Here is an 18,388-nt window from a genome sequence, read left to right as displayed (position 1 = left end):
TGAATTCCCATGGAATCGGAACCAACCTTGATTGCTGAGCCGGCACTTTCCGGACCGTCGCGAGTCAACACACTGTTGTGGTTCGTGGCCGCCGGGTTGCTCGCCGCCGGTTACCTGTTGCCGCTCGCACGGGTCTCGCAGCTGTTGGTGTTCAACGATGATGTGAGCATGTTCAGTGCGATAGCCGATCTGTGGATCGGTGGTGAACAGATGCTTTCGGTCGCGATCGCGTTGTTCAGCGTCGCGCTGCCGGTGTTCAAGCTCGCCGCGCTTGGCGGTGCGATGGTGTCAGCGCCGCAATCGAGTCTGCGTCGCGCATCGGCGCTCGCTGAACGTATCGGGCGGTGGTCGATGCTGGATGTCTTTGTCGTTGCCGTGATCCTGGTGTCCGCCAAGACCGGCGTGCTGGCGAGCGTAGAACCCCGGCCTGGACTGTACGCATTCGGCGCGGCCGTTCTGGTCATGCTTTTGCTTGGAACGCGGGTACACAGGAAATGAACATGCGGGCCGCAACAGAGAACACGGGCATTGCGACGGCGCACGCGGCCGGTGAGCGACTGGCTCTGCTGCTGAGCGCCGCTGGCGAAATCGTGCTCGGCAAACCGCATGAGCTGCGGCTGGCCACCGCGTGCATGATTGCCGGTGGGCACCTGCTGGTCGATGACCTGCCGGGCACCGGCAAGACGACACTCGCGAACACGCTTGCGCATCTGAGCGGTCTGAGCCATCGGCGCGTGCAGTTCACGGCCGACCTCCTGCCAACCGACATCATCGGGGTCTCGGTATACGAGTCGGCGGCCAGCGCTTTCCGCTTTCATCCCGGGCCGATCTTCGCGCAGGTCGTGCTGGCCGACGAGATCAATCGCGCCACCGCGAAGACTCAGAGCGCCCTGCTCGAGGCGATGGAGGAACGGCAGATCACGAGCGATGGCGAAACCCATGCATTGCCAAAGCCGTTCTTTGTGATCGCGACCCGTAACCCGGCCGAGCAGATCGGCGTTTATCCACTGCCCGAATCACAGCTCGACCGGTTCCTGATGCAGATCTCGCTCGGCCTGCCGGATGCGGCCACCGAGCGCCGGCTGCTCGCATCGGGCGACCGGCGGGTGGCCCTGCTGGAGCACGAGCCCGTGCTGGACGCGGCAACCATTCGATCGCTTCAGCACACCGCGGCCGCGGTACGCGTCAGTGAAGCGCTGCTCGACTATGTCCAGGCGCTGCTCGCGGCAAGCCGGGCGCCGGGGCTGTTCCGGCACGGGCTATCGCCGCGCGCCGGCCAGGGCCTGCTGAGTGCCGCGCGCGCCTACGCGCTGGTTGAAGCGCGCGGTCACGTGCTGCCCGAAGATGTGCAGGCGGTCTTTCCGGCCGTGGCCACCCACCGGCTCGACGCCGGGGCGGAGACGGCGGCGCGGGTTGGCGAAATCGTCACAACGACGCCGATCCCCTGAGATGATTCTCGCCCGGCTGCGCGCGCGCTGGGCGCAGATCGCACGACCGCTGCACGACACCGGCGCCGGCGTGACGGTCGACCGACGGCACGTCTACATCCTGCCGACCCGCTACGGGTATCTGTTCGCCGGGCTGCTCGCGCTGATGTTCGCGGGTGCGGTGAACTACCGCAACAACCTCGCCTATCTGCTGACCTTTGTGCTGTGTGGCGTAGGGCTGAACGCCATGGTGCAGACCCAGCGCAACCTGGTCGGGCTGGGCGCGCGCCTGCGGGCCGCCACTCCGGCGCATGTCGGAGAATTGCTCGAGCAGCCGGTGCGACTCGAGGGCGGCCACCGGGCGCGCAATGGTCTGTGCCTGTCACTGAGCGGCGCGGTGCATTGTCTTGACCTGGAACGCGATCAGGTCTGCGATATCGCGCTCGTGGTCGATGCGCAGCGTCGGGGTCGCTTTCAGCCCGGCGAGCTCCTGATCGAGTCGCGCTATCCGCTGGGCCTTCTGCGCGCCTGGACCCGCGTGCTCAGCGACGCGCACACGCTGGTCTATCCACGCATCGAGACCGGGTCGGTACCACCCCCCCCGGGTGAGCCGGACCACGGCCTGCGACTCAGCGGTCGCGGCAGCGGTGACGAGGAATTCGACGGCGTGCGCGGCTACCGCGACGGCGATCCGCACCGGCGGGTGCACTGGAAGGCGGTCGCCCGGGGCGGCCCCTGGCAGACCAAGTCATTCGCCGGCGGTTCGGCCAACCGACTTGCCATCAGTCTGCCGGCAGACCTGGAACTCGAGGCCGGACTGAGCCGGATGGCCCGATGGCTGACCGACGCCGAGCGCGCGGGCCAGGACTACGCGCTCGCACTGGGCACGCTGCACGTCGAGGCAGATCACGGTGACCGCCATCGCGACCGCTGTCTGGGGGCCATGGCGTTGTACCCCGATGGCATCTGAACTCGCTGCGCGCCGCCTGCAGCCGGGCTTCGTGCTGTGGCTGTGCGCGCTGCTGGCCGCGGCCGCCGCGCCGCACCTGTGGCGACTGGAGCCGCCGGTCGCCGGCATCGCCGCAGGCGCGCTTGGCTGGCGCGCACTGGCCGTACGCTGGACCGGGCTGCGTCCGCCGCGCTGGGTGCTCGGGACGCTGGTCGTCGTCGCAGTCGCGACCGTTTTCGTCAGCTATCGCTCGGTGCTCGGACGCGACGCCGGCACGGCCCTGTTGGTCACCATGTTCGGCCTGAAGCTGCTCGAGCTCGACACGCGACGCGATGCACTGATGCTGGTGTATCTGGGCGTGTTCCTCGTCGCGACACAATTTCTGTTCGCGCAGCGGTTCGGCGATGTGCTCTGGGCGGCGGCCGTGCTGGCCGGGCTCGTGGCCTCGCTGCTGCAAAACGAGCGCGCGACGCCTGCCGGGCCGCGCCAGCTCGCGCGTACGGCATTCGTGATGCTGGCACAGGCGCTGCCGGTCGCAGCCCTGCTGTTCTTGCTGGTACCACGGCTGGCGCCGCTCTGGGCGCTGCAGATCCAGGGCGAGAAGGCCGTGACCGGGATCGGCGAGCAGATTCGTCCCGGACAGATCGCCGAGCTCGCGCTGGATGAATCGACCGCGTTTCGCGTTGAGTTCGATGGTCCCCCGCCCGATCAGCAGAACCTCTACTGGCGGGGGCCCGTATTTTCAGAATTTGACGGGCTGGCCTGGTCGCGCGGGCTGACCGCGACAGGGCCCCCGGCGCGGCCGGTGCCGGTCGGTGGCAGTATCGAATACACCCTGACGCTGGAGCCGACCCGCCAGCGCGAAGTATTCGCGCTGGACCGCCCGCTCGAGGCGCCGGCCGAAACCGAACTGATCGCCGGGGGCCAGCTGCGCGCCAGCCGACCGATCGAGGAACGACGCCGCTATCGCATGCGCTCGGCGGAAGTGATCCGAGCCGAGCCACTCGATCGCAATGAACGCGAACGGCTCCTGGCGTTGCGCAGGATTGAGCCCGCGGTTTTGGCATTGGCGCAGGACTGGCGGGCGCAAGCGGGCGCGGACGACCGTGCCCTGGTGATCCAGGGTCTGGCCCACTTCCGCGACGAGGCGTTTTTCTACACCCTGAATCCGCCACGGATCACCGGCGATCCGACTGCGGCCTTCCTGTTCGAGACCCGGCGCGGGTTCTGCGAACACTATGCCTCGGCGTTCGCGGTCCTGATGCGCGCCGCCGGGATTCCGGCCCGCGTTGTGGGCGGATACCAGGGCGGTGTCCGCAACGCCGTCGGCGGATACCTCAGAGTGCGGCAGGCCGACGCCCACGCCTGGGTCGAGGTCTACCTGGACCACGCCGGCTGGCTGCGGGTCGATCCGACCGCGGCCGTCGCACCCGAACGCGTGGAGCGCGCAATCGATCTCGGCAGTTCGGTCGGCGCGGATATCGTGCGTTTCGATCTCGGCGACCTCGGCGGGCTGGTCGCGTTGTGGCGTGGCGTGCGTGAGTTCGGTGACGCGCTACAGCATCACTGGTCGCACTGGGTGATCGGCTACGACCGCGACCGGCAACGTGAGATGCTCGGCGCCCTCGGACTGGGCCGGCTCGGCATTCGCTGGCTGCCGGCCGTGGCGATCGTCGCGGTGATCATTGCGACGGCGGTATTCGCGTGGTTTGCCCGCCGGCCAGGGGCCGCGCGGTCACGTCTGAGTCGGGAACGCGAGCGCTTCGAGCGAATACTGGCACGAATCGGCGTCAGCACCGCGCGTGGTGACGGGATGGCTACGCTCGGGGAGCGGGCCGCAGTCGCTGCACCGTGGTGCGCCGACGCCGCGCGCCGGTTCGCAGCCGCGTACAACGCGGTGCGCTATGCCGACGCAGAGCCGTCCGCTGGACTGCTGCGCATGCGAATTGCGCTCAAGGACCTGCGCCGCGGGCTGCGGCGCCGAATCGACTGATTCTTGTTCTGGCGGAAACCGGGGCGCTAGGCCCCGGATCGGCAGGCTGTCATGAGACAGCCTGCCGATGCGCAGCGATCAGTATTCTGCGCGACGCGGCGGGCGCGCGGGACGCGGACGTGCTTCATTCACGCGAATGTTGCGGCCCTTGATCGGTTGGTCGTTCAGCCCCTGCAAAGCCGCGCGACCTTCGTTGTCGTTCGGCATTTCCACGAACCCGAATCCCTTCGAGCGACCGGTTGCCCGGTCCATGATGACGGTGGCGTTGCTAACCGAACCGAACTTCGCGAACGCATCGCGGAGGTCGTCATTGGTGACGGCGTACGCCAGATTTCCCACATAGATATTCATTCAGGCAGATCTCACATTCATGACCCGTCAATACTTGGTCGCCCGACCGCCGGGTCGCATACGGTCGTTAGACATTGCGCTTGGCAAGGCCGCGCAACAGGCCTGGGTGCGCCGCGTCGCCTGAAGCTCAGGCGGTTCCGGGCGTCACGCCGCGCAAAACAATAGACCTAAACCCGCGAAAAGTCGACATTTTTCGGCTTTCCAGGGGCAAATTTGCCTATTTTCCGATGCAAAAGCCGGAAAAGATCTCGCCGAGCAGCTGATCGGAGCTTACCCGGCCCGTAATCTCCCCCAGCGCAGCGTGGCTCAATCGCAGCGCCTCGGCGGCAAGTTCCGGGGCATCACCCGCGGTGAGATGGCTCGCGGCAGCGGCCAGTTCGGACTGCGCGCGCCGAAGCGCATCCAGATGCCGGCGACGTGCGATGAACGCGCCAGCCTCGCCGGTGTCTCCGGCAAGTTCACGCAGGCCGGCCCGCAGTGCAGCCAGTCCAGCACCCGTCGAACACGAAACCGCGAACTCCGGGTCCGTCGATAGCACCCGCCCGGACTGCCGGCCACTACGATCGATCTTGTTGTGAACAATCACCCGTGCGGCCGCGCCGAGTCGCCAACGTTCCAGGTCTGCTTCGGGGGCGGACTCCGGGTCTGAATCGTCGCTGATCCAGAGCAGATAATCGGCCCGTTCGACGGCCGCCAATGCGCGTTCCACGCCGATTCGTTCGATGCCGTTCTCGGACGCGCGCAGGCCTGCCGTGTCGATCACGGTGAGCGGCACGCCGTCCAGATCGATCTGCTCGCGCAGCAGGTCGCGGGTCGTTCCGGGCGTATCGGTCACGATCGCGGCATCGGTACCCGCAAGCGTGTTCAGCAGTGTGGACTTGCCGGCGTTCGGCCGACCCGCAAGCACGATGCTCAGCCCTTCGCGCAGGGCGCGCCCCGTACCAGCCGTTACGAGTATCGCGTCGATCTGTGTGGAGATGGCAACCACACGCGCCTGAACTTCACCGCGCGCAATGAAATCAATGTCTTCTTCGCTGAAGTCGATCCCGGCCTCGATCCACACGCGCAGGTTCAGCAGCTCGTCGGCCAGTGCCTGGATGCGGCGCGAGAATTCACCGTCCAGCGAACGCATCGCCGCACGTGCGGCGCGGCGGCTGCCGGCATCGATCAGATCGGCGACCGCCTCGGCCTGTGCAAGATCGAGCTTGCCGTTCTCGAACGCGCGCAGCGTGAACTCACCGGGCTCTGCGAGACGCGCGCCCAGTTCAAGCACACGTTCGATGATCGCGTCACAGACGACACTGCCGCCGTGGCCGTGAAACTCGAGAACATCTTCGCCGGTAAACGAGCGCGGCGCCCTGAACAGCAGGGCGAGGCCGCGATCGATGGATTCGCCAGAGGCCGATCGCGCCGTGGCGAGCGAAAATCGTCCGACTGGGATCGGTTGCGTGAAAAGCTGCCCGGCGATGCCCGAAACTGCGGGGCCGGAAACGCGGACGATCGCGATGGCGCCGCGACCGCTCGCGGTCGCTACCGCCGCGATCGTGTCACGCGGCGACATGGTCGCTGTGACGATTCGGCCTGCGAACCATCACCCGGGTCTTCAGTGCGCGGCTGCCGCCTCGATGCGTTTGGTGATGGTCCATTGCTGCAGGATCGACAGTGCATTGTTCACGGCCCAATACAGCACGAGGCCCGACGGGAAGAAGGCGAAAAACACCGTGAAGATCACCGGCAGCGCCATCATGATCTTCGCCTGAATCGGATCGGGCGGCGCGGGATTCAGCTTCTGCTGAATGAACATCGTCGCACCCATGATCAGGGGCAGCACGAAATACGGATCCTTGAGCGAAAGATCACGAATCCACAACACCCACGGTGCCTGGCGCATTTCCACGCTCTCGAGCAGCACCCAGTACAAGGCGATGAACACCGGGATCTGCACCACAATCGGCAGACAACCGCCGAGTGGATTGATCTTTTCCTTCTTGTACAAATCCATCATCGCCTGGTTGAGTTTCTGCTTGTCGTCCTTGTGGCGCTCGCGAAGCTGTTGCAGCTTTGGACCGACGCGGCGCATGTGCGCCATCGAACGATAGCTGGTTTCCGAAAGCTTGTAGAACACGAGCTTGATCAGAATCGTCAGCAGGATGATCGTCCAACCCCAGTTGCCGACCAGATTGTGAATCTGCTGCATGAGCCAGAAGATCGGTTTGGCAATGATCGTGAGCGCGCCGTAGTCGACGGTCAGATCAAGACCAGGCGCGAGTTCTTCCAATCGATCCTGAAGTTTTGGCCCCGCGAAGATGGTCGAATCGAATGTCGCCCGGTCGCCGTTCGCAATGCGGACGGACGGCGTGGTCATGCCGAGGATGTAGCGCGAGTTCGACGCCGTGCGGGTATAGAACAACTGCCGCTGGTCGGCAGTTGGAACCCATGCGCCGACGAAGTAATGCTGGATCATCGCGATCCAGCCACCCTGTACGCTGCGTTCGAGACGCTTGTCGAGCATATCCTCGAACGAAACCTTCTCGTACTTTTCCTCCGGGCTGTAGATCACACCACCGTCGTAGGTGTAGATGAATGCGTTGCCGCTGCCTTCCGGCACCTGGGTGCGTTGCAGCTGACGGTATTCGTAGCCCTTCCACTCGGCACCGGAAGCATTGGTCACCACGGTCTGCACGCCGATGGCGTAGTCACCACGTTTGAATAGATAGCGCCGTTCGATCGCGATGCCGTTGCCGCCATCAGCGGTCAACACAACCGTCATTTCACCGGCGTCGCCAGCGAGTTCGTAGTGCTTGTGCTCGGTCTTGAAGATCGGCTGATCGGCGACAGCGGCGGCACCGGGGCTTGCGACCAAACGCGCCTGAGCGATGAAAAACTTCGGCAGTTCGTCGTTCAGCAGCACGAAAGGTTCATCCGGATGATCGATATCGACCGGATAGGCAGGCAGACGAATACGTCGCAGATCCGCACCCCGGGTGTCGATTTCGACGTCGAGCACATCGGTTCGTACGTTTACCCGTTCGCCCTTCGAGAGCACCGCACCCGAGGTTGCGACGACCGCCGGACCCGAATCACCGCCCGCAGCCGGCGGTACGCTGGTAAGGCTTTCGCCCGCCGACGGCGGCGCTTCACCCTGGACGGAGGCCGTGGACTGGCCGGTTGCGGGAAGCGGCTGGGCGTTTCGGTGCTCCCAAGACTGCCACAACATCATCACCGAGAAGCCGATGACGATGAACAGGATCAGACGTTGCGTATCCATTGAGGCCTTCTCGGGAAACTTCAGTGCGGTTCGCCGAAACGGGCCGAACCCGTGCCGGGTGGAACGGGGTCAAGGCCGCCTTCCGCCCAGGGATGGCAGCGGCCGAGGCGCCGGATCGCCAACCAGGTGCCGCGCAGGGCGCCGTGGGTATGCACGGCCTCTTCGGCGTAGTGGGAGCAGGTCGGGTGGAACCGGCAGTGCTGGCCGACAAAAGGGCTCAGCAGCAGGCGGTAGAGCTTAATGAGCAGTATCAGAAGCGGTCGCATCGTTTCGGATTCGGTTCCAGTGCTTGCTCAGTGCGCGGGTGAGTTGGCGAGCCTCGGCCGTCGCGGCCGGCTGCCGGGCAAGCACGACGATATCGACTGCGGGCAGGCTTGCGGCATGCAGGCGAAATGATTCACGCACGATACGCTTGATCCGGTTGCGGTCGACCGCGCGGCGAAGCTGCTTTCGCGAGATGGCCAGCCCGAGACGCGGCACGGATTGCGAGCGGCGGTACAACACCGTGAAGGTGAAATCCGCGCTGCGGCGGGCGTCCGCAAATACGTTCTTGTAGTCCGCCGGCCGGGTGAGCCGGCGCGCGCGCGGGAAGCCGTAGCGAGGGCTGTCGACCGCAGGCGTCAGGGCGTCAGGCGGGCGCGCCCGTGGCGGCGGCGCGCGTTTAGTACGGCGCGACCGTGCCGGGTCGCCATGCGCGCGCGGAATCCGTGGGTGCGCTTGCGCTTGAGAACACTGGGTTGGAATGTAGGTTTCATGGCCGGATCTGGGAAGCGCTGAGCACGGGTAAAAAGGACGCGGAATCCTACAGAGTTTCGCCGCGATGGTCAATGCGCCGCCGCTTGACCGATGCGGTGGATTCGAGCGCGACCACAGGTTTAGACTCACGCTCCCAACAGCAGGCGCGTTGTTGGGACGAGGACATCAAGCCCTGCCGCATGGCGGAGCTGAGGTACAACGAAACCGCCGCACGACCACCAAACGTGAACATCTGGGACCACTGCTTCACCCGCCTCGAGTCGGAACTAACCGAGCAACAGTTCAACACCTGGATACGGCCGCTGCACGCCCGTCAGGCGGACGACAGCCTGGTGCTGCTCGCGCCGAACCGCTTCGTATGTGACTGGATCGCGGACAATTTTCTTGATCGGATCAGCGAAATTGCGCGCGGTCTGGGTGGCGACACCCTGAAGGTCGCGGTGCGGCTGGGTTCCGCCGACCAGCCCGGCCCGGCCCCGGCCGTAACCGCCGCCGCGCCAGCGGAGATAGCGAAGGCCGCGCCCCCGAACGTCCAGAGCGAGTACCGGCTGGACAACTTCGTGGAAGGCCCTTCGAACCGATTCGCCCGCGCCGCAGTCCTGCAGGTCTGCGAACGCCCCGGCAGTGTGTTCAACCCGCTGTTTCTGTACGGCGCCACGGGGCTCGGCAAGACGCATCTCATGCACGGGCTGGGCAACACCCTGTACGAACGGCATCGCTCCAAGCGCATCGTTTACGTGCGCGCCGAACAGTTCGTCGAGGAAATGGTCAACGCCTTCGCCCACAACACGATTGACGGGTTCAAGCGCAAATACCGCCAGGTCGACGCGCTGCTGATCGACGACATCCAGTTCCTCGCCGGAAAAGAGCGCTCGCAGGAGGTGTTTTTCGAGACCTTCAACGAGCTCCTGGAGCGAAAGCAACAGATCGTCATCACCAGCGATCGTTATCCGAAAGAAATCACAAACCTCGACACGCGGCTCAAATCGCGCTTTGGCTGGGGGCTGACCGCCGCGATCGACCCGCCGGAACTCGAAACGCGCGTGGCCATCCTGAAGAACAAGGCGGAGCAGATGGGCATCTCGCTGCCCGATGAGGTCGCCTTCTTCATTGGCCAGCGACTGCGCTCGAACGTGCGGGAACTCGAAGGCGCCCTGCGCCGGATCATGGCCGAGTCCCTGTTCACTGGGCTCCCCGTGACGGTGGATTTCACCAAAAAGGCACTCTCGGACCTGCTGGCCGTGCAGGAGAAACTCGTCACCATCGAGAACATCCAGAAGGTCTGCAGCGAGTATTTCAAGATCCCGCTTAAGGTGTTTCTTTCGGCCCGCCGCAGCCGTTCGGTTGCCAGGCCGAGACAGATCGCCATGACGCTGGCCAAGGAACTGACGAACCACAGCCTGCCGGAAATCGGTGAGGCCTTCGGTGGCCGGGATCACACGACAGTCCTGCACGCACATCGAAAGATCAAGGAGTTACGCGAAAGCGATCCGCGAGTAACGGAGGACTACCAGAATCTCCTGCGCATGTTGACCAATTGATGCACGAATGGTGAAACTCTCTGTGGATAACTTCAAACCTTGCATGCCGTGGGCTGTCCTTTCACAGTAGACCCACACGCAGTACAGGCAGTCATGGGCAGACTTACAAACCGAATTTGTCTACATAACAATATGAATTTAAAAGACAAATCTGTTTTTTCCACCGTAAGGTCCGGGCCTTATAAATAGACAATCAGAGTTTAAAGAAAATGATAAAAGTCTCTCGCGACACCCTCCTCGGCCCACTTCAGCGTGTACTGAGCGTCATCGAACGACGCCATACCCTGCCGATTCTTTCCAATGTCCTGATCGAGATCGATGAGCAGGGTTCAGCGACCCTTAAGGCAACGGACCTGGAAGTGGAACTCCATGCAAGCCTCGAGCTGGAGTCAGACGGCCCGAGGCGGGTAACGCTTCCGGCGCGCAAGCTGGGGGACATCGTGCGCGCGCTGCCCGATGGGGTTGAGATCACCATCGAGTTCGACAGTGGTCACGCGGTGATTCGCGCCGGACGCAGCCGGTTTCGGTTGCAGACCCTGGGCGCGGATGAGTTCCCGAGCATTGAAAGAACCGAAGTGCGCACGCGGCTAGCGGTGCCGCAGAAGGTCGCGAAATGGCTTGTGGACAAAGCGCAATTTTCGATGGCTCATCAAGATGTTAGGTACTATCTGAACGGCATGTTGCTGGAGGTCGATGGCAAACATGTGCGGTCGGTAGCCACGGATGGGCATCGCCTGGCGATGGCAGAACACGAGATCGCAACGGACGTGGATTCGGTGATCCAGGTGATCGTGCCGCGCAAGGGGATCAACGAGATCGGCCGCATGGTCTCTGATGTGGATGATGATGTCTCAATCGCGATCGGCCAGGGCCACGTCGAGTTTTCGGTCGATGGGGCACGACTCATATCGAAATTGATCGATGGGCGGTTTCCGGACTACCGCCGCGTGGTGCCGCAGGGCGGAGATAAGCTCGTGAGCGCGAACCGCGTCGGTCTGCGCGAAGCGCTTGCGCGCGCTTCAATCCTTTCCAACGAAAAGTATCGCGGCATCGGGCTGGAGCTGCAGAGCGGAGCAATCCGGATATTCGCGCACAATCCGGAACAGGAAGAGGCGGAGGAAAGCATCGAGGTGGACTACAAGGGCGCGGGTATGGCGATCGGGTTCAACGTCGGATACTTTCTTGAGGTACTTGGGGCGATCGACGGCGAGACCGTGGAGATGGTGCTCAGCGATCCGAACAGCAGCTGCCTGGTGCGGGAGCCCGGACGATCGGATTACCTGTACGTCGTAATGCCCATGCGACTGTGAGCGAAAAGCCGTCGCGCGATGCGGCGGGCGTCCATATCGAGCGCATTTACGCCAAGGGCGTTCGAAATCTCGCTGTTCTGGATATTCGTCCGGGACCCGGCATCAATTTGGTCTGCGGAGGGAATGGCGCGGGAAAGACCTCGCTGCTGGAAACCATCTACCTCGCGAGTCGTGCACGGTCGTTTCGCACCGGACGGCTGGGGATGGTCGGGCAGAAGGGGAGCCCCGCTTCCACCGTAGCGCTGGACATTTGTTCGGGCTCGTCGGATCGCTGGACCCAGGGGCTCGAGTGGGGCGGCGCAGGTCGACGCTTACGCTGTCGTGGCGCAGCGGCATCGCCGGCCGAACTCGCGACCGCCTTGCCGCTGGAAGTTATTTCCCCTGAATCACATTCACTTGTGGATGGCGCGCCCGAGGTCCGGCGCGCATTCCTGGACCGAAGATTGTTCCACGTGGAACAGGATTTCTGGCCGGAGTATCGGAGGTTTCGAAAGGCTCTGGCCCAGCGCAACGCGGCCCTTGGCTCTGGCGCACCAGGGAGGTCAGTCCAAGGATGGGACGCGATCCTCGTGGAATCGGGTGAGCGCCTGACACGGTGGCGAGCGGACACAGTTTCTGCAATCACCCAACCGTTCAAGCAGATCCTAGAGACACTGTCTCCGAGGCTGTCGGTATCCCTTGGACTCAATACCGGATGGTCCGAAGAAGACTCGCTGGCAGAAACGCTCGTGCGGCACCTGGAAACAGACCGCGGCCGCGGGTTCACAGGCTGGGGGCCACATCGGGCGGATCTCAAGATTCGCGTGGAGACCGGGCAGGCCAAAGGACGGGTGTCTCGTGGGCAGCAGAAATTGATCGCCGCCGCGTTGACGATGGCGGCGGCGAGTGGGGCGGGCGGGGCGATCTTATTGGTAGACGATCTGTTGGCGGAGCTCGATGACACACATGCCGGCAATGTGGTTTCGTTGATCGAAAACAGCGGCACTCAGGTATTTTTGACCGCCACGGCCAGGGGGAGACTGGAGGCCATGCTCGGTTCGGCCCCGGAGGTGTTCCACGTGGAACATGGTGTGGTGAAACCGGCTGCATCTTCCTGATCCGCCAACGGCGAAGCCCGTCAGGGCTTCCATATATAATGAGTCGTTTACCGCGATTGGACCTGCCCCGATGACGATGGACGACCGCACCTACACTTCCTCGAACATCAAGGTTCTCAAGGGCCTGGACGCCGTCCGCAAGCGGCCTGGCATGTACATCGGCGATACCGATGACGGTACCGGTCTGCACCACATGGTGTTTGAGGTCGTCGATAACTCCATCGACGAGGCGCTGGCTGGCTACTGCACGGAAATCCGCGTCACCATCCACACCGATGAGTCGATCACGGTGACGGATAACGGTCGCGGCATCCCGGTCGATATGCACCCGGAAGAGGGGCGTTCGGCGGCTGAGGTCATCATGACCGTGCTGCATGCCGGCGGAAAGTTCGACGACAATTCCTACAAGGTCTCCGGCGGCCTGCATGGCGTGGGCGTTTCGGTCGTCAACGCCCTCTCGGTGGATCTGCGTCTGCGCATCCGTCGCGAAGGGCAGTTGTGGGAACAGCGTTACGAAAATGGCGTACCGCAGGCGCCGCTCGCGGCGGTCCGCGAAAGCAGCGGAACCGGCACGGAGGTCCATTTCAAGCCCAGTGCGGCGATCTTCACGAACATCCAATTTCATTACGATCTGCTCGCCAAACGCCTGCGTGAGCTGTCGTTCCTGAACTCCGGAGTGCGGATCGTCCTAGGCGACGAGCGCAGCGGGCGCGAGGATACCTTCCAGTACGACGGCGGCATTCGCGCGTTCGTTGAACACCTCAACCGCAACAAATCCACATTGCATCCACAGGTTTTCCACTTCCAGGCGGAGCGCGATCGCGTCTCCGTCGAGGTCGCCATGCAGTGGAACGACTCGTATCAGGAGAACATCTTCTGCTTTACGAACAACATCCCGCAGCGTGACGGCGGCACGCACTTGGCGGGATTCCGCGCCGCGCTTACGCGCACGCTGAATGGCTACATCGAAAACGAAGGCCTCGCCAAAAAGCACAAGGTCGCGACCTCCGGCGATGACGCCCGTGAGGGGCTGACCTCGGTGGTTTCGGTCAAGGTGCCGGATCCCAAGTTCTCCTCGCAGACCAAGGACAAGCTCGTTTCGTCCGAAGTAAAGCCGGTCATAGAATCGCTACTTGCCGACCATTTCGGCGCATTTCTGCTCGAAAACCCGCAAGAAGCCCGCTCGATCGCGAACAAGATGATCGACGCCGCGCGTGCCCGCGAGGCCGCACGCAAGGCCCGCGAGATGACCCGGCGCAAGAGTGCGCTGGATATCGCCGGTCTGCCCGGCAAGCTCGCGGACTGTCAGGAAAAGGATCCGGCGCACTCGGAACTGTTCATCGTCGAGGGTGACTCGGCCGGTGGCTCTGCCAAGCAGGGCCGCGACCGCCGGACCCAGGCGATCCTGCCGCTCAAGGGCAAGATCCTGAACGTCGAGAAGGCCCGTTTCGACAAGATGCTGTCGTCGGCCGAAATCGGCGCGCTGATCACGGCGCTCGGCACCGGCATCGGCCGGGACGAATTCGACGCCGAGAAGCTGCGCTATCACCGCCTGATCATCATGACGGACGCCGATGTCGACGGCTCGCACATCCGCACCCTGCTGCTGACGTTTTTCTACCGGCAGATGAACGAACTCATCGAGCGCGGTCACGTGTTCATCGCGCAGCCGCCGCTGTACAAGGTCAAGAAGGGCAAGCAGGAGCGCTATCTGAAGGACGAACCGGAACTCGACGGCTACCTGAATCAGCTCGCACTCGAAGGTGCACATCTGCGTGTTGCCGAGGATGCCCCGCCGCTTTCCGACACGGCGCTCGAAACCTTGGCGCGGGATTTCCTCGCCGTGCGGGCGACCGTGGAACGTCTTTCGAACCGGTTCGACCAGGCGCTGCTCGAAGCGCTGATCGATCATCCGGCCTTTGACGAAGCGCTGGCCGCCGACGCCGGGCGAGTCGACGAGTGGTTGCGAGCGCTGGAAGATCGCCTGAATGCAGATCGTGGCAATGGCCCGCGCTTCAGCTTTACGGCGGCGTTGAATGACGACACGCCGGAGATCAGCTACGACCGATTCTTCCACGGCGTGAGCCATCCGGGGCATCTGCCGCTGGAGTTCTTCGCTTCCGGCGAATACGCATCACTGGTCACGCTGGGGCGGCAGCTCGACGGGCTGATTCAGCCGGGCGCGGTGGTGAGCCGCGGAGACCGCCGTCAGCCAGTGAAGAAGTTTGGCGAGGCACTGTCCTGGCTGCACGACGATGCGCGTCGAGGCCAGATGATCCAGCGCTACAAGGGGCTTGGTGAAATGAACCCGGACCAGCTCTGGGAAACCACCATGAATCCCGAAACGCGTCGTCTGTTGCAGGTCACAATCGAAGACGCCGTTGCCGCCGACGAGGTCTTCACGACCCTGATGGGTGACCAGGTCGAACCGCGCCGCGACTTTATCGAACGCAACGCCGCCGCGGCGCAGAATCTGGATATCTGATCTAGGCTATTTCGCTACTTCCCTCATTACGCACCCCCATTGGGCTTGATATAGATCGGCACTTGAGTCGCTCTGCCGGGATCTTGCGCCAGGCGACTCGTTCCATACGTACCGCACTAAGCGCACTAAGCGCAAATCCTCGACGTTGCCCTATCACTGCGAGCCGGATTGCGGTTTAATGCCGGTCAACGAACCGATCGGCAGGTTCGGCACCCGGGTTTCGGCTGCGGCGGGATTGCCACAAGCGAAGGCCCGATCGAAATTTGGAGGGGCAGATGAAACCGAATGTAACCAAACAGGTTCTGGTCGCACTGCTCTTTGTCGGCGCGATCTTTTCGCAACAGGTCGTCGCAAGCCCGATCACCTGGACGACTGGCCCGCATTTCGCGGGACCAAACGGTGCGCAGGCCATCGACAACACCGCCGTTCTTGTCGAAGCAGTCAACCTGATCAACCTCAACAACGCGGACCCGGGCGTACTGGTCGTGAATAACGCGGCAAAGAATATTGCCTTCACGCCACGAGGCGACATCTTTCCGGCTACCGGATTCAACACGACCAACATCGGCTCGAGCGATGCGAACTGGAACGCGGTCATCGGGGCCGTCGATTACAACCCTTCGGCAGCCACATTCGCGACCCTTACGTTGACGGGTCTGATGATCGGCAGCGAATACCGGATTCAGCTTTTCGATTTTGACGGCCGTTCTACTGAACTAGCGGAAGTGATTGCGTTTTCCGACGGGCTCGGAAACTTTTCCGCCAGCTTCCTGAAGGGATCCGCAACCAGCATTTTCGGTACCTTTATCGCCGATGCCACTACCCAGAACATCCGTCTTCAGGACGACGATGACCAGACCCTGAATGCCTATGTGCTTCAGCTGGTGCCAAGTCCGTCGGTGCTGGCCCTGATGTTGCTCGGTGTCGGACTGCTGGTCAGGGTTAGTCCAGGGTATCAATCAGGCGGTTGAACGACCGGAACATTTCCGGTTCGGGCACGTCCACGGCGTGTCCTCCTGATCTCGCCAGCCATTCCCGCAGGGCGAGACGACCTGCGGTGAGTTCCTCGTTGAGGAACAGTGCGCTTTCGCGCTTCACGAGACAGAATGCATACTGATCGCGCTCACCGTCGTTGGCCCAAACCAGCGGCGCCGTGCCCAGTCCCCGCGCCAGCTGTTGCGCGAGATTTGTCGAGAACAGCGGTGCATCCACGGGCACGACAAACATCCAGTCTGTTGCCGCGGCTTTCGCCGCGGAGAGAATTCCGGCCAGTGGTCCGTGGTATTCGAACTCGCCGTCGTTCACCACGGCGTGCCCGAGCGCGGCATAACGTTCAATGTTCCGGTTCGCGCTGATGATCACGCTGTCGACCTGCGGAGTAATCCGCTCCAGCACGTGCTCGACGAGCGGCCGGCCCCGATACTCGACCCAACCCTTGTCGCGCCCGCCCATGCGGGTGCCGCGACCGCCGGCCAGGATCACACCCGTGATGTCAGCGCGTGCCGGTGCCCTCATGACGCGAACAACGCAGCGAGCACGATGATGACGACGACCTCGATGAAGGCAATGCCCTGCCAGAAACGCAGCGGATTGCGCTCCATCAGGGGCGCGGTGGGCTGACGCAGATACTGCGGATTGGGCTTGTCCAGATCGGCGGCAAATTCCGCTGCGGTGCTGTAGCGCGCGGGCGGTGCGCAGCGCACGGCGCGCTCGATCGCGCGATCCATCCACACCGGAATGGTTGGTACCCGTGTGGTCAGCGACTGGTACTGCGTGCGACAGTCACTCGGTCCGCGCGGCGGATGCCGGTAAGGCAGCTTGCCGCAGGCAAGCTCATACGCAATGACGCCGAGCGAGTACACATCCGCCGCGGCATTGCCGCTCGCGCCACGCAGGAACTCCGGCGCGGTGTAGTTCTCGGTGCCGACGAGGTGATCGCGCGCGACGGGCGAGGGCACTTCAAGCACACCCGGAATCAGCGTCGAACCGAGGTCGATGATCTTCACCCGGCCTTTTGCATCGACCATGATGTTCTCGGGCTTCAGATCGCGGTGGACCATCTCCAGGCGATGCAGTGCGTCCAGTCCGCTTGCGATCTGTCGCACGATGTTCTGCACGGCCGAAAGCGGTGGCTGTGGATTGGCCTGCATCCATGACCGCAGGGTCTGACCGTCGATGAACTCGGCGGTGTGAAACAGAAAACTGCGTGTGCGTCCGGCCGGTGCGTGATAGCGCACGACGTTGCGATGCCGCACGCGCGAGCCGACCCATTCCTCGAGCACGAACTGCTCGATATACACGGGGTCGTCGTCGTAGTTGACCGACGGCGCCTTGAGCACGACCCGCGTGTTGGTCTGAATGTCCTGCGCGAGAAAGATCTCGCTGCGCTTCGATGCGCTGAGCGCGCGTTCGATGCGATAGCCATCGAAAGTGTCACCGACATTGAGTGGCGGTGGAAATGGCAGCTTGGTCAGATCACGAAAATATTCTTCGGCGGAGCGGACAGGCAGCGTCCTGATGTCGAGAATCAGTGCGGTCGCATTGTCCCGTCCGCCGGCGGCCAGTGCGGCCTCGACCATCGCGCGGGCGCCTTCTTCCGTGCCCGGCAGTACGGCTGCGGCGCGAAACCGTGCTGAATCGATCGCGTCGTGAACGCCATCGCTCGTGAAGATCAATCGATCGCCGGCTTCCAGCGGCTGCTCACGATAGTCGACGCCCGCGACCGGCTCCACACCCAGCGCGCGTGAAAGGTGGGTACGTTCCGGGCCGATCTCGATGCGGTGATCGTGGGTAAGCTGTTCCAACTCGCCGTCGCGCAACAGCCAGATCCGTGAGTCGCCGACGTGGAAGAGGTGCGCACTGGTGCCACGCAGCACCGCCGCGCTGAACGTGCAGCCGACCGCTCCACGCCGCATCTGCCCGTGGGAATACAGCCAGCGGTTCAGCGCGGTCAGCACACGCTCGCCGCTGTTGCGCACGGTCCAGGAATCCGGCGTCGAAAGAAAGTCCTGGATGAAGCCGTCCACCGCGGCGCGGCTGGCGGCCTGTCCCTCGCCGCCCGAAATGCCGTCGGATAGCACGGCGATCGCAACGGGCGCGCCACCGCGCATTACCGGTCCGCCAACCGCGGCACGATCTTCGTTCAGCGCGCGCGGACCGGTCTCGGAGATCAGCGCGTGTTCAAACTCGAGTGTTTGTGCCATTCGCCTGC

At 63.5% G+C, this 18,388-nt stretch carries 17 protein-coding genes; 9 read left to right on the top strand and 8 right to left on the bottom strand.

Annotated features, from left to right (window positions below; translation table 11 throughout):
• The first annotated feature begins 27 nt into the window (after positions 1-27).
• From KDG50_06630 to KDG50_06615, 4 genes are read left to right on the top strand one after another with little or no spacing between them, the layout of a single operon-like run.
• Complete coding sequence (locus KDG50_06630; GenBank protein MCB1865088.1) at positions 28-498, top strand: paraquat-inducible protein A; 471 nt, start codon at positions 28-30, stop codon at positions 496-498.
• Positions 499-500: 2 nt separating this feature from the next.
• Complete coding sequence (locus KDG50_06625) at positions 501-1,448, top strand: AAA family ATPase (protein ID MCB1865087.1); 948 nt, start codon at positions 501-503, stop codon at positions 1,446-1,448.
• A 1-nt stretch (position 1,449) separates the two neighbouring features.
• On the top strand, positions 1,450-2,397 hold the full coding sequence (locus tag KDG50_06620) for a DUF58 domain-containing protein (GenBank protein MCB1865086.1): 948 nt from the start codon (positions 1,450-1,452) through the stop codon (positions 2,395-2,397).
• Entirely contained in the window at positions 2,387-4,369 is a 1,983-nt protein-coding gene (locus tag KDG50_06615) for a DUF3488 domain-containing transglutaminase family protein (GenBank protein ID MCB1865085.1), read from the top strand. The genes KDG50_06620 and KDG50_06615 overlap by 11 nt, the downstream gene beginning before the upstream one ends.
• 78 nt (positions 4,370-4,447) lie before the next feature.
• Here the strand turns inward: KDG50_06615 and KDG50_06610 are convergent, their stop codons facing one another.
• The 6 genes from KDG50_06610 to rpmH form a co-directional block, all read right to left on the bottom strand.
• On the bottom strand, positions 4,448-4,720 hold the full coding sequence (locus tag KDG50_06610) for an RNA-binding protein (GenBank protein ID MCB1865084.1): 273 nt from the start codon (positions 4,718-4,720) through the stop codon (positions 4,448-4,450).
• A 217-nt stretch (positions 4,721-4,937) separates the two neighbouring features.
• Positions 4,938-6,281, bottom strand: a complete 1,344-nt coding sequence (gene mnmE / locus KDG50_06605; GenBank protein MCB1865083.1) for a tRNA uridine-5-carboxymethylaminomethyl(34) synthesis GTPase MnmE — start codon at positions 6,279-6,281, stop codon at positions 4,938-4,940.
• A 42-nt stretch (positions 6,282-6,323) separates the two neighbouring features.
• Positions 6,324-7,988 carry a membrane protein insertase YidC gene (gene yidC, locus KDG50_06600; GenBank protein MCB1865082.1) on the bottom strand — a complete coding sequence of 555 codons (1,665 nt, stop codon included), beginning with the start codon at positions 7,986-7,988 and terminating at the stop codon, positions 6,324-6,326.
• A gap of 20 nt (positions 7,989-8,008) precedes the next feature.
• A complete protein-coding gene (gene yidD / locus KDG50_06595; GenBank protein MCB1865081.1) occupies positions 8,009-8,254 on the bottom strand; it encodes a membrane protein insertion efficiency factor YidD in 246 nt (81 codons plus the stop codon).
• Positions 8,226-8,612: a ribonuclease P protein component gene (gene rnpA, locus KDG50_06590; GenBank protein MCB1865080.1), complete on the bottom strand. Its 387-nt coding sequence runs from the start codon at positions 8,610-8,612 to the stop codon at positions 8,226-8,228. Before rnpA ends, yidD begins: the two co-directional genes overlap by 29 nt.
• Positions 8,609-8,743 (bottom strand): 50S ribosomal protein L34, encoded by a 135-nt coding sequence (gene rpmH / locus KDG50_06585; GenBank protein ID MCB1865079.1) that lies wholly within the window; start codon positions 8,741-8,743, stop codon positions 8,609-8,611. The genes rnpA and rpmH overlap by 4 nt, the downstream gene beginning before the upstream one ends.
• A 180-nt stretch (positions 8,744-8,923) precedes the next feature.
• Between rpmH and dnaA the strand changes: the two genes are divergently transcribed.
• The 5 genes from dnaA to KDG50_06560 all read left to right on the top strand — a co-directional run bounded on the left by dnaA (position 8,924) and on the right by KDG50_06560 (position 16,148).
• A complete protein-coding gene (gene dnaA / locus KDG50_06580) occupies positions 8,924-10,285 on the top strand; it encodes a chromosomal replication initiator protein DnaA (protein ID MCB1865078.1) in 1,362 nt (453 codons plus the stop codon).
• A gap of 209 nt (positions 10,286-10,494) precedes the next feature.
• Complete coding sequence (gene dnaN / locus KDG50_06575; protein ID MCB1865077.1) at positions 10,495-11,595, top strand: DNA polymerase III subunit beta; 1,101 nt, start codon at positions 10,495-10,497, stop codon at positions 11,593-11,595.
• On the top strand, positions 11,592-12,692 hold the full coding sequence (recF, locus tag KDG50_06570; GenBank protein MCB1865076.1) for a DNA replication and repair protein RecF: 1,101 nt from the start codon (positions 11,592-11,594) through the stop codon (positions 12,690-12,692). Before dnaN ends, recF begins: the two co-directional genes overlap by 4 nt.
• 76 nt (positions 12,693-12,768) lie before the next feature.
• The gene (gene gyrB, locus KDG50_06565) at positions 12,769-15,177 is read left to right on the top strand and encodes a DNA topoisomerase (ATP-hydrolyzing) subunit B (protein MCB1865075.1); all 2,409 of its coding nucleotides are present in this window, start codon (positions 12,769-12,771) and stop codon (positions 15,175-15,177) included.
• 275 nt (positions 15,178-15,452) lie between these two features.
• Positions 15,453-16,148, top strand: coding sequence for a hypothetical protein (locus KDG50_06560; protein MCB1865074.1), 696 nt, complete (start codon positions 15,453-15,455; stop codon positions 16,146-16,148).
• Here KDG50_06560 and mobA read toward each other — a convergent pair.
• Together mobA and KDG50_06550 are read right to left on the bottom strand one after the other, a co-directional pair.
• Complete coding sequence (gene mobA / locus KDG50_06555; protein MCB1865073.1) at positions 16,120-16,692, bottom strand: molybdenum cofactor guanylyltransferase; 573 nt, start codon at positions 16,690-16,692, stop codon at positions 16,120-16,122. The genes KDG50_06560 and mobA overlap by 29 nt on opposite strands.
• Positions 16,689-18,380: a bifunctional protein-serine/threonine kinase/phosphatase gene (locus KDG50_06550; GenBank protein MCB1865072.1), complete on the bottom strand. Its 1,692-nt coding sequence runs from the start codon at positions 18,378-18,380 to the stop codon at positions 16,689-16,691. Before KDG50_06550 ends, mobA begins: the two co-directional genes overlap by 4 nt.
• Positions 18,381-18,388 lie beyond the last annotated feature (8 nt).

The sequence above is a fragment of the Chromatiales bacterium genome (assembly GCA_020445605.1).
In the GTDB taxonomy this organism is placed as follows: domain Bacteria; phylum Pseudomonadota; class Gammaproteobacteria; order JAGRGH01; family JAGRGH01; genus JAGRGH01.
This window is presented reverse-complemented; position numbering and strand designations above follow the sequence as displayed.

Excerpts from the sequence above, each read along its gene's own strand:
- KDG50_06625 (MCB1865087.1), top strand. The coding sequence starts at position 501 with ATGCGGGCCGCAACAGAGAACACGGGCATTGCGACGGCGCACGCGGCC.
- KDG50_06620 (MCB1865086.1), top strand. The coding sequence starts at position 1,450 with ATGATTCTCGCCCGGCTGCGCGCGCGCTGGGCGCAGATCGCACGACCG.
- KDG50_06615 (MCB1865085.1), top strand. The coding sequence starts at position 2,387 with ATGGCATCTGAACTCGCTGCGCGCCGCCTGCAGCCGGGCTTCGTGCTG.
- KDG50_06610 (MCB1865084.1), bottom strand. The coding sequence starts at position 4,720 with ATGAATATCTATGTGGGAAATCTGGCGTACGCCGTCACCAATGACGAC.
- mnmE (MCB1865083.1), bottom strand. The coding sequence starts at position 6,281 with ATGTCGCCGCGTGACACGATCGCGGCGGTAGCGACCGCGAGCGGTCGC.
- yidC (MCB1865082.1), bottom strand. The coding sequence starts at position 7,988 with ATGGATACGCAACGTCTGATCCTGTTCATCGTCATCGGCTTCTCGGTG.
- yidD (MCB1865081.1), bottom strand. The coding sequence starts at position 8,254 with ATGCGACCGCTTCTGATACTGCTCATTAAGCTCTACCGCCTGCTGCTG.
- rpmH (MCB1865079.1), bottom strand. The coding sequence starts at position 8,743 with ATGAAACCTACATTCCAACCCAGTGTTCTCAAGCGCAAGCGCACCCAC.
- dnaA (MCB1865078.1), top strand. The coding sequence starts at position 8,924 with ATGGCGGAGCTGAGGTACAACGAAACCGCCGCACGACCACCAAACGTG.
- dnaN (MCB1865077.1), top strand. The coding sequence starts at position 10,495 with ATGATAAAAGTCTCTCGCGACACCCTCCTCGGCCCACTTCAGCGTGTA.
- gyrB (MCB1865075.1), top strand. The coding sequence starts at position 12,769 with ATGGACGACCGCACCTACACTTCCTCGAACATCAAGGTTCTCAAGGGC.
- KDG50_06560 (MCB1865074.1), top strand. The coding sequence starts at position 15,453 with ATGAAACCGAATGTAACCAAACAGGTTCTGGTCGCACTGCTCTTTGTC.
- mobA (MCB1865073.1), bottom strand. The coding sequence starts at position 16,692 with ATGAGGGCACCGGCACGCGCTGACATCACGGGTGTGATCCTGGCCGGC.
- KDG50_06550 (MCB1865072.1), bottom strand. The coding sequence starts at position 18,380 with ATGGCACAAACACTCGAGTTTGAACACGCGCTGATCTCCGAGACCGGT.